We start from the raw sequence: 10,199 nt of genomic DNA on the forward strand, positions 1-10,199 counted from the left end.
GGGGGGGGGGGCGCGGGGGGGGGGGGGGGGGGGGGGGGGGGGGGGGGGGGGGGGGGGGGGGGGGGGGGGGGGGGGGGGGGGGGGCGGCGGGGGGGGGGGGGGGGGGGGGGGGGGGCCCCCCCCCCCCCCCCCCCCCGCGCCGTTCCCACCCCCGGAACGCCTGAGATGATCGTCCGATGTACACCCCGGTCGCTCCGCCCGTGCCCAGCGCCGCGCCCTTCACCACCGCCGCCGCCCTGCGCTGGCGGGCCGCCCGCACCGCCTGGCGCCTGGACAGCCGCTGGCTCGCGCTGGCCCCGCTCGCCTTCGTGATCCTGGGCGCCGCCGCGGAGCCGACCAGCCCCGGCGTGTGCAACGCCCAGGGCATCTGCCGGGACCCGTGGGGCGAGAGCGCGGCGATCTGGACGCTGCTGGCCGAGGCCGTCCTGCTGGCCGGCAAACCGCGCATCCGGGCGCTGATCCCGCCGACCGCGCTGGCGCTGTTCTGGTACCTGCCCCACGGGCTGGTCACCCCGCTCGCCCGCTGGTCCGCGGTGCTGCTGCACGTGCTGCTGACCGCCGTGCTGGTCGGCGCCGAAGTCGGCCGCCGCCGCGCCCGCCAGCAGCTCGACGAGCTGATGGCCCCGCCCGTCCCCTTTCCGTGGACGGCCGCCGGGGCGCCCTCGCCCGCCGTCCCCGAGGGGCCGCCGGCCGGGCGGCGGCTGGTCGGCGGCCTGCTGCTCGCCGTCGCCGTGACGCTGCCGCTGTACGGCCTGTGGGCGCAGTACCGGCAGGAGGCCGCCGACCGGCGGGCCGTCCGGATCACCGGCACGGCCGGGGAGTTCGACCAGGACGACGTGCTGACCGTCCACTACCAGCCGCCCGGCGCCGACGCGCCGCGCACCGCCCGGCTGGACGTCTGGTGGGCAGACCGCCCGCAGCCCGGCGGGCCGGTCGCGCTGCTGCTGGACGGCGGCGACGTCCGCGCGGCGGGCGACGACTACGACCTCACCGGCCAGCTGATTTTCGGCGGGCTGATCGCCCTGCCCGGCCTGCTGCTGCTCGGCTCCTCCCTGGCCCACGACGCCCGCCGGGCCCGGCCCGCCTTCGTCGGCGCCGCCCCCGCGCTCGCGGTGCGGGTGCGCGCCGACGCCCGGGGCCACCTGCTGGTGCTGCCGGTGGACGGCCCGCCGGGCGGGCCCGCGCTCTGGCGCCTGGTGGAGCGCGACCGCTACTACTGGGCCCAGAGCGGCGAGCTGAGCGGCTTCCCGGAGGACGAGGACCCGGACGAGGACCCGGACTTCACGGGGCCGGCCTGGATACCCGAGCACCCGGTCGCGGAGGGCGCCGACGAGGACTACCCGGAGCGGGGCGCCAAGCCCGCCCCCGGCCGCAGCGTGCCGGCCGTGCTGTACCGCGGCCCGGACGGCACCGACCGCCAACTCCTCCTGCGCCCCGCCCTGTTGGAGCACGACCCGAGCTGGGTGGCGGCCGAGGTCGACGCCGTCGCCCGGGCCCCGCGGCTGCTCCGCGCCGCCCGGCTGCGGCGCGAGCGCGAGCAGGCCGTCGTCGCGCTGAGCGCCGGCACGGTGGCCGCCGCCCCGCCCGCCGGGACGGGCGCCCCCCGCCTGCCCGCGGTCTGCTGGGAGCTGCCGCTGCCGCTGCGGGCGGCGGCCGGCCCGGCCGCCGCGGTGCTGGCCGGGGCGCTGGCCGTGCTGCACGGCGGCAGCGGCTGGGTGGACGGGCTGCTGCGCCCGCTGTGGATCGGCTCGATGGTGGTGCTCGCCGTGGCCCGGGCCGCGTCCTGGCAGCTGGCGGTCGACCGGGACGGCCTGCGGGTGTCCGGCGCGCTGCGGGTGCGGCGGATCGAGTGGCGGCAGATCGGCGCGGCGGCCGTGCACCGGGGGTCGCTGACCGTCCGGCTGCGCTCCGGCGAGGAGGTGACCATCAGCGCCCGGGTGCGGCTCTGGCTGGCCGGCCACTTCTCCGACCGGTACGACCCGGCGGAGCCGGCCCGGACGCTCGCGGTCGGCGCCCACCGGTCCGACCTGCGCCCGCGCGAGGCCCTGCCGGGGCGGCTCGGCCACCCGCAGCACCTGCTGAACCGGCTGTCGCTGATCGGCTACGCGCTGTTCGCCGTCGCCCGCTACCTGCTGTGAAGCCGCACCGCACCGGCACGGCGCCGGCACCGTACCGGCACCGGCCGTACGCTGCGCGTTCAGCGGCCCCGACCGGATGAGACGGACTGCCGTCCGCACCGGTACGGTTGGCCCCGATGAACACCAAGGCTGCTGAGGAGCTGCCGGCGGTCTCCGTGATCATGCCGGTGCTCAACGAGGAACGACACCTGCGCACCGCCGTCCGGCGCATCCTGGAGCAGGACTACCCCGGCGAGTTGGAGGTGGTGATCGCCCTCGGCCCGTCCAGCGACCGCACCGACGAGATCGCCGCCGAGCTGGTCGCCGAGGACCCGCGGGTCAAGACCGTGGCCAACCCCACCGGCCGGACCCCGGCCGCCCTCAACGCGGCGATCCGGGGCTCCAGCCACCCGATAGTGGTCCGCGTGGACGGCCACGGGCTGCTCACCCCCGGCTACATCGCCACCGCCGTGCGGCTGCTCACCGAGATGGAGGCGGCCAACGTCGGCGGCATCATGCACGCCGAGGGCGAGACCGAGTGGGAGAACGCCGTCGCCGCCGCGATGACCTCCAAGATCGGCGTCGGCAACGCGGCCTTCCACACCGGCGGCCTGGCCGGCCCGGCGGACACCGTCTACCTCGGCGTCTTCCGCCGCGAGGTGCTGGAGAAGCTGGGCGGCTACAACGAGGAGTTCATCCGTGCCCAGGACTGGGAGCTGAACTACCGGATCCGCCAGGACGGCGGGCTGGTCTGGTTCACCCCGCAGCTCAAGGTGACCTACCGCCCCCGGCCTTCGGTGCGGGCGCTCGCCAAGCAGTACAAGGACTACGGCCGTTGGCGCCGGGTGGTCACCCGCTACCACCGCGGCTCGGTCAACCTGCGCTACCTGGCCCCGCCGGCCGCCTTCCTCGGCGTCACCCTGGGCCTGGTGCTCGGCGCGGCCGTCCACCCGGTGTTCCTGGCGGCCCCGGGCGCGTACCTGCTCGGCATCCTCGGCGGCTCGGTGGTCGAGGGCCGCGGCCTGTCCGGCAAGGCGAAGGCGTGGCTCCCGGTGGCCCTGGCCACCATGCACATGAGCTGGGGCTTCGGCTTCCTCACGTCGCCGCGCTCGCTCGCCCGCAAGGTGATCGCCAGCACCGCGCCCACCGCGAAGGACGTGCTCTCGCAGGCCCGTTGATGCCCTAGGGTCCGTGCCATGGACGAAGTTGCGGGCGCGGCCCGGATCGAGCCGAGCGCGGACGTCGACGAGCGGGCCGTGCTCGGCGCCGGGACGACGGTCTGGCACCTCGCCCAGGTCCGCGAAGGCGCGGTGGTCGGCACGGACTGCGTGATCGGCCGCGGCGCGTACGTCGGCCCGGGCGTGCGGATCGGCAGCCGGGTCAAGGTGCAGAACCACGCGCTGGTGTACGAGCCGGCCGTGGTCGAGGACGGGGTGTTCATCGGCCCGGCCGCCGTCCTCACCAATGACCGGCACCCCCGCGCGGTCACCCCGGACGGCTGGCTCAAGGGTGAACTCGACTGGCACGCCGAGGGCGTGACGCTCCGCCATGGCTGCTCGATCGGCGGCCGGGCGGTGCTGGTGGCCGGGGTGACGGTCGGCCGCTGGGCCCTGGTCGCGGCCGGCGCGGTGGTGCACCGGGACGTCCCGGACTTCGTCCTGGTCGCCGGGGTGCCGGCCCGCCGGATCGGCTGGGTCGGTCGGGCCGGTGAGCGCCTGCTGCCCGCCGGCGACGGCCACTGGGAGTGCCCCCGCACCGCCGAGCGCTACCGCGAGACGGACGGAACCCTCGTACGGATGTAGCTACTTGGCGCACACGTCGGTGTCGTCCGCCTGCACCCGCTGGAGGTCCTTCGGGGCCTCGGCCGGCTGCTGCTGCGGGCTGCCGGCCGCGCCGAGCGCGTCCTTGCCGAGCACCAGCAGCAGCGGGCCCTTGGGGTCCGCCTTCGGGTCCGCCCTGGCGGCGTCGGCGGGCAGCCCGAGGGCGGCGGCCAGGGCGGCGGCCTCGGCCTCCTGGCCGGGCGCGTGGGTGATCGCGGTGGTCGCGGCGGCCGGCGCGTCGGAGGCCACCGCGGCCTTGGCGAAGCCCTTGGCCTTCAGTTTCTCCACGGTCGGCCCGGACTGCCCGCGGGTGCCGCTGCCGTTGCGCACCGTGACCCGCACGTCCTTCGCGTCCACCGGGGCGGTGGTGGCGGTCGGGGCGCCCCCGGCCGGGGTGTCGGCGGTGGCGGCCGGCGCGGGCGTGTCGGTCAGCGAGCGGTCGTTCGCGATCATCGAGAACAGCTGCCCGGCGTCCGGCTGTTTGAGGATCAGCCGGTCCTCGTCCTTGGGGTCGTCGAGGACGGGCACGGTGGCGAAGGTGATGTTCTTGGTGTCCACCTTGCTGATGTCCAGCGCCAGGTCCTTGAGCTTGTCGACGCTGCCGATCCCGGAGTCCACCGTGAGCGCCTTGGTGGCCGCGTCCGCCAGCTTGTAGAGCTTGGTCGGGCTGGTCAGGGTGTCGTCGCTCTTGATCTTGCGGATCATCGAGCTGATGAACTGCTGCTGCAGGGGTATGCGGGTGAGGTCGCCGCCGAAGCCGACCGCGTGCCGGGTGCGGACGAAGGCCAGCGCCTCGTCGCCCTGGATCACGTGCCGGCCCTTGGACATCCTCAGGTGCGAGTCCTTGTCGTCGATGTCCTTGGCCGCGCACACCTCCACGCCGCCGACCGCGGTGGACAGCGTCTTCACCGCCTCGAAGTTGACCTCGACGAAGTGGTCGACCCGGATGCCGGTGACCTTCTCGACGGTCTTCCAGGTACAGCCCGGGTCGCGGCCGGCCTGGCCCAGGCTGTTGTTGAACATGTCCCGCGCGGTGCCCGGGATCTTCCGCTTCCCGTCCGCCGACTGGCAGTCCGGGATCGGCACCATCAGGTCGCGCGGGATGCTGATCACCGTCGCGTTCGAGCGGTCCTTGGCGACGTGGAACAGCAGCGTGGTGTCGGCGTGCCCGGCGCTGCCCTCGTCGCCGTACTCGCGGCCGAGGCCCTGGCGGCTGTCGGTGCCCAGCACCAGGATGTTCAGCGCGTCCCCGGCGGCCCTGGGCCGCTCCTCCTCGCTGCCCACGTCGACCTTGACCGAGGTCAGGTTGTTGTTGAAGTGCTGGTACAGGTAGTACGCCCCGCCGCAGCCCGCGACCATCACCAGGGCGCCCGTCCCGGCCGTCCACTTGAGCACCCGCCGGCGCCGGGCCCGCCTGGCGGCCGCGGCCGCGCGGCGCCGGGTGTCCCGGCGGCCCTCCCCGTTGCGGCCCTTCCCGTTGTCCTGGCCGGTTTTCGATTCGTCCTGCTGCACGGGATTCCCTACGTCCGGCCGGTCACGGGGCCCGGCCCACCCCGGTGGTGGGCCGATCCGGACACCCTAAACGAGCCGAACGGGGGAATCGCTCCGGGTATGACATCCGTCACGTGCGAGCAATGGAAAGGCAAAGTCGAATGCGGCCGGTCAGTGCCGGGCGCAGGCGTCCACGTCCGCGGTGCGGCCCTCGAAGGTGGGCGAGGCGCTCGCCGCCGCCGGCACCGCCGCCTCGTCCGAGCCGGCCCCGGCGGCCGCCCCCGGGGCCGGGCTCGGGCTCCCGGTCGGCGCGCCCGCCGGGGCGGGGGCGCGGACGGCGATCGGCCGGTCCTCCCGCAGTGCCGTGAACAGCTGCCCGGTCTGCGGCTGCACGAACTCGTCCCGGTCCGAGTCGTAGCGGTACGGGCGGCGCGGCGCGGTCAGGAACACCACGTCCGCCGAGGGCACCCCGCGCAGGTCCTGGGTGAGGTCGTACAGCGCGCCGAGCGAGGACAGCCCGCCGTCCGCCCGCACCGAGGAGGTGGCCGCGTCCAGCACCGGCCACAGCTTCGCCGGGTTCAGCAGCACCCCCTGCGACTGCACCTTGCGCAGCAGCGAGGCCAGGAACTGCTGCTGACGGCCCATCCGCTGGGTGTCGCTGCCGTCCCCCAGGCTCTCCCGCGCCCGGACGTACCCGAGTGCCTGCTCGCCGTGCAGCACCTGCCGCCCGGCGGGCAGGTCCAGCTTGGCGTCCTTGTCGTGGATCGGCTGCGGCACGCACACCTCGACCCCGCCGATCGCGTCCACCATCGTCTTGAAGCCGCTGAAGTCCAGGATCAGGTAGTGGTCGATCCGGATCCCGCTCAGCTGCTCGACGGTCCGGATCGAGCAGGCCGCGCCGCCCAGCTCGAAGGCCCAGTTGAACTGCATGGTCGCGGGCGCGCTGCGGGTCCCGTCCGGCTTGTCGCAGGCCGGGACGGCCACCATCACGTCGCGCGGGACGGACACCGCCGTCGCGTGCCGGTGGTCCGCCGACAGGTGCAGCAGGATCGTGGTGTCCGAGCGCTCGGTGCCCGCGTCGCCGCCGTAGGCGCCGTTCGAGCCGTCCCGGGAGTCGCTGCCGATCAGCAGGATGTTCTCGGCGCCCGGGGCTCCCGCCGTACGGCTCGGCCGCTCGGCCTCCAGCTTGGCCAGCAGCCGGTCGGTGGCCGTGTCGGTGCGGATGTTGCCGTCCAGCTTGCGGTAGGCGACCCAGGCCAGCACCCCGGTGGCGACCAGCAGGAACGCGACGGCGCCGGCGGTGATCCACAGCCACCGCCGGCGCCGTCGCGGGCGTCGCTCGCCGTCCGGGGGACCGCTCGTCGGGGGAACGGCGGTCGGGGGGTGCTCGGTCTCGTCCTCGGCCATGGCAGCGATGCCTACCCAGCCGGGCCCGGGCCGGGGGTTACCCGAGGCGCAGTGTCACCCGTTCGGATTCGGTCCGCTTCTCCCACTGCTCGGCGTCCAGCCCCTGCGAGTTGCGGCACAGCACCACCGAGGCGCCGGCCGCCAGCGGCGCCAGCAGGCCGGCCTCCAGGCCCGCCCAGTCGTCGTAGGAGTGGGTGGACAGCACGCGGTCGCCGGGCTGCAGGCCCAGCCGGGCGGCGCCCTCCCGGGCCAGCGCGACGGTCTGCTCGCCGGTCAGCTTCAGCGGCAGCCCGTCCACGCTGGTCTCCAGCGCGGGCGCGTCCGGGGTGACGGGGGAGTACGGCGCGAAGCGGTCGCCCTGGCCGGGCACCTCGGCGGCGTAGTCCAGGAAGCCGTCCGGGCGCTGCGGGAAGCGGCCGCCCAGCGGGCGCAGCGCGAGCGCCACCCGCTCGCCCTCGCAGGCCTGGGCGGCGGCCAGGCCGTCCGGGCCGCTCACCACCAGCTCGGCGGCGGCCGGGTCGCCGCCGGGCACCGCGGCCACCCCGACCGACCAGCAGGCCAGCAGCCAGACGGCGCTCTGCCAGTGGGCGGGCAGCAGGAGCGCGGCGCGGTCGCCCGGGCCTGCGTTCAGCTCGTCCTGCAACAGGTTGGCCGTCTTGGCCACCCAGTTGTCGAAGGTCCGGGCGGACAGCTCCACCCGTTCGCCGGTGGCGTCGTCGTAGAAGGTGACCAGCGGGGCCGCGGGATCGACCGAAGGGGTGCCACCTCGCAGGTATGCGTGCAGCAGCTCGACGGGGGTGCGGGCATCGGCAGCAAAAGGCGCAGTCATGGTGCGCCCCAGCCTACGGCCTTCGGGTGGCGGGCCGGGAGGGGTGGCCGGGCCACCGCGGGGCGGCGTGGCGAGCCGGCCGGTTTGCGGCCACCATCCCGTTTATGGCCCTTTCACTCCCGGCCGCGTGCCGTTCGCTCCCGGCCGCGCTGCTCGCCGGCTGCACCGCCGCGCTGCTCCTCCAGCCCGCCTGCGCCGCCGCTCCCGCGGAGCGCCGGACCTCGGCGGGCGGCGGTTCGGTCACCTCGCTGCCGCTGGCCGGCGGCCCCGGGCTCGCCCCGCGCGGCACCCGGCCGTTCGAACTCCTCGGCGTCGGCTGGGACGGCCCGGCGGACGCGCTCGCCGGCGGCACCGTCCGGGTCCGCACCCGGAACGCGGACACCGGCGTCTGGAGCGACTGGCACGCCCTGGAGGCCGACGCCGAGGACGGCCCCGACCGCGCCCCGCGCGGCGCCACCGCCCCGCTGTGGACCGGCCGCAGCGACGGCGTCGCCGTCGAGGTCCGTCCCGGTCCGGCCGGGCCGCCGCCCGGACTGCGCCTCGACCTCGTCGACCCCGGCCGCGGCGCCCCGGCCGGGCCCGCCGCCCGCAGCCTGCCCGCCGCGCCGGTCGACGGCCAGCGGGCCCCGCGCCCCACCATCGTCACCCGGGCCGGCTGGGGCGCCGACGAGTCCCTGCGCGACCAGACCTTCGAGTACACCGGCCCGGTCCGCGAGGTCTTCGTCCACCACACCGCGACCGCCACCGACTACGCGTGCGCCGACGCCCCCCGGGTGATCCGGGCGATCTACCAGTACCACGTTCAGAGCAACGGCTGGCGGGACATCGGCTACAACTTCCTGGTCGACCGCTGCGGCACCGTCTACGAGGGCCGCGCCGGCGGCGTCGACCAGCCCGTCCACGGCGCCCACACCCTCGGCTTCAACACCGACTCCGCCGGCGCCGCCGCCATCGGCACCTACCTCACCGACGCCCCGCCGCAGCCCCTCCTCGACGGCCTCGCCGCCCTCGCCGCCTGGAAGCTCGGCCTCACCGCCCAACCCGCGGACGGCCGCACCAGACTCACCTCCGGCTCCGACGCCAGCCGCTACCCCAAGGGCACCGTCGTCGACTTCGACGCGATCTCCGGCCACCGCGACGCCTTCAACACCGAATGCCCCGGCACCGCCCTCTACGCCCAGCTCCCCGCCCTCCGCGCGGCCGCGACGAAGCTCCAGACCCCCGCGCCACCACCGGTCACCCCCTGACCCCCGGCCGGGTGCACCCCCGCGGGCGCGGTGAACTGCCCACGGTGGCTCCACACTTGGCCCGCACCCCGCACCTTCCCCGGGCCCCCGCGTATCCTTCCTCCGGCGGAGGAGGCACAGTGGCAGGCGAGTCGGTACGGCGCTGGAGCCCGGGCTACCCCCTGGACGTCGCCCGGACCCTGCTGCCCCTGCGCCGGGGCCCCGCCGACCCCTCCTACCGCACGACCGGCGACGGCGCGCTCTGGCGCGCCTCCCGCACCCCGGCCGGCGTGGGCACCCTCCGGGTGCTCCCGCACCCGGCCGCGGGCGAGGTGGAGGCGACGGCCTGGGGCCCGGGCGCCGACTGGCTGCTCGACCGCCTGCCCGCCCTGCTCGGCGCCGAGGACCACCCGGAGGACCTGGTGCTGCCCCCGGGCCCGCTGCGCGACGCCCAGCGCCGTACCGCGTCCGTCCGGCTGGCCCGCACCGGGCTGGTCCTGGAGTCCCTGGTGCCGGCGATCCTGGAGCAGAAGGTCACCACCAACGAGGCCTACCGCGCCTTCCGCACCCTGCTGCGGGACTTCGGCACCCCGGCGCCCGGCCCGGCCGAGGGCATGCGGGTGGCGCCTTCGGCGCGCGAGTGGGCGACGATCCCGAGCTGGGAGTGGCACCGGGCGGGGGTGGACCCGAAGCGCTCGGCGACGGTGATGCGGGCGGTGCGCCTGGCCCCGCGCCTGGAGGAGGCCTCGGCGATGGGCCACGAGGAGGCGTTCGCCCGCCTCACGGCCGTCCCGGGCATCGGAGTCTGGACGGCCGCCGAGACCCTGCAGCGCAGCAACGGCGACCCGGACGCGGTCTCGGTCGGCGACTTCCACCTGCCGAACCTGGTCGGCTGGGCCCTGGCCGGTCGCCCCCGCAGCGACGACGCCCAGATGCTCGCCCTGCTGGAGCCCTACCGCCCGCACCGCTACCGGATCTGCCGCCTCCTGACGGCCACCGGCGCCCACGCCCCCCGCTACGGCCCCCGCCTCACCCCCAACGACCACCGCCACCACTGAGCGACACCCCTCCCCCCCACACCCGACCAAGCGAGAGGGACGCGCTGCGGGAGGGGGCGGCGCAGGGGGTGGCCCGGAGGGGGCGTCACAGGTGATTTTCAGACTGCCAACGGTCCCAACCCCCCACCCACAGAGTCGGCAGTCGGAAAATCATCCAGCCCCCGGAGCGGCCCCCCCCCCCGCCGCCCCCCCCCCCCCCCCCCCCCCCCACCCCCCCCCCACCCCCCACAACCCCCCCCCCCCCCACCCCC

General features: G+C 76.3%; 8 protein-coding genes. 5 read left to right on the forward strand and 3 right to left on the reverse strand.

The genetic code is table 11. The annotated features are described in order from the left end of the window. The first annotated feature begins 176 nt into the window (after positions 1–176). From ACPC54_RS41595 to ACPC54_RS41605, 3 genes are all read left to right on the forward strand, one after another. On the forward strand, positions 177–2,138 hold the full coding sequence (locus tag ACPC54_RS41595; RefSeq protein WP_498972906.1) for a hypothetical protein: 1,962 nt from the start codon (positions 177–179) through the stop codon (positions 2,136–2,138). A gap of 116 nt (positions 2,139–2,254) precedes the next feature. Beyond that, a complete protein-coding gene (locus tag ACPC54_RS41600; RefSeq protein WP_498972908.1) occupies positions 2,255–3,295 on the forward strand; it encodes a glycosyltransferase family 2 protein in 1,041 nt (346 codons plus the stop codon). Positions 3,296–3,313: 18 nt separating this feature from the next. Then, on the forward strand, positions 3,314–3,919 hold the full coding sequence (locus tag ACPC54_RS41605; RefSeq protein ID WP_498972910.1) for an acyltransferase: 606 nt from the start codon (positions 3,314–3,316) through the stop codon (positions 3,917–3,919). Here ACPC54_RS41605 and ACPC54_RS41610 read toward each other — a convergent pair whose 3' ends face one another. From ACPC54_RS41610 to ACPC54_RS41620, 3 genes are all read right to left on the reverse strand, one after another. Continuing rightward, a complete protein-coding gene (locus ACPC54_RS41610; protein ID WP_498972912.1) occupies positions 3,920–5,449 on the reverse strand; it encodes an LCP family protein in 1,530 nt (509 codons plus the stop codon). Between the two features lie 150 nt (positions 5,450–5,599). Further along, positions 5,600–6,835: an LCP family protein gene (locus ACPC54_RS41615; RefSeq protein ID WP_498972914.1), complete on the reverse strand. Its 1,236-nt coding sequence runs from the start codon at positions 6,833–6,835 to the stop codon at positions 5,600–5,602. A 37-nt stretch (positions 6,836–6,872) separates the two neighbouring features. Beyond that, on the reverse strand, positions 6,873–7,664 hold the full coding sequence (locus ACPC54_RS41620) for a TIGR03089 family protein (RefSeq protein WP_498972916.1): 792 nt from the start codon (positions 7,662–7,664) through the stop codon (positions 6,873–6,875). A 104-nt stretch (positions 7,665–7,768) separates the two neighbouring features. On the opposite strand from ACPC54_RS41620, the gene ACPC54_RS41625 reads away from it, so the two are divergent. Continuing rightward, the gene (locus ACPC54_RS41625; protein ID WP_498972917.1) at positions 7,769–8,911 is read left to right on the forward strand and encodes a peptidoglycan recognition protein family protein; all 1,143 of its coding nucleotides are present in this window, start codon (positions 7,769–7,771) and stop codon (positions 8,909–8,911) included. A 119-nt stretch (positions 8,912–9,030) separates the two neighbouring features. Next, on the forward strand, positions 9,031–9,948 hold the full coding sequence (locus ACPC54_RS41630; RefSeq protein WP_498972919.1) for a DNA-3-methyladenine glycosylase family protein: 918 nt from the start codon (positions 9,031–9,033) through the stop codon (positions 9,946–9,948). The last annotated feature ends 251 nt before the right edge of the window (positions 9,949–10,199 follow it).

The sequence above is a fragment of the Kitasatospora sp. NPDC094028 genome (assembly GCF_049543595.1).
GTDB lineage: Bacteria > Actinomycetota > Actinomycetes > Streptomycetales > Streptomycetaceae > Kitasatospora.

Bases quoted from the DNA above. Each gene is read 5' to 3' on its own strand.
- ACPC54_RS41595 (WP_498972906.1), top strand. From the start codon at position 177: ATGTACACCCCGGTCGCTCCGCCCGTGCCCAGCGCCGCGCCCTTCACC.
- ACPC54_RS41600 (WP_498972908.1), top strand. From the start codon at position 2,255: ATGAACACCAAGGCTGCTGAGGAGCTGCCGGCGGTCTCCGTGATCATG.
- ACPC54_RS41605 (WP_498972910.1), top strand. From the start codon at position 3,314: ATGGACGAAGTTGCGGGCGCGGCCCGGATCGAGCCGAGCGCGGACGTC.
- ACPC54_RS41615 (WP_498972914.1), bottom strand. From the start codon at position 6,835: ATGGCCGAGGACGAGACCGAGCACCCCCCGACCGCCGTTCCCCCGACG.
- ACPC54_RS41620 (WP_498972916.1), bottom strand. From the start codon at position 7,664: ATGACTGCGCCTTTTGCTGCCGATGCCCGCACCCCCGTCGAGCTGCTG.
- ACPC54_RS41625 (WP_498972917.1), top strand. From the start codon at position 7,769: ATGGCCCTTTCACTCCCGGCCGCGTGCCGTTCGCTCCCGGCCGCGCTG.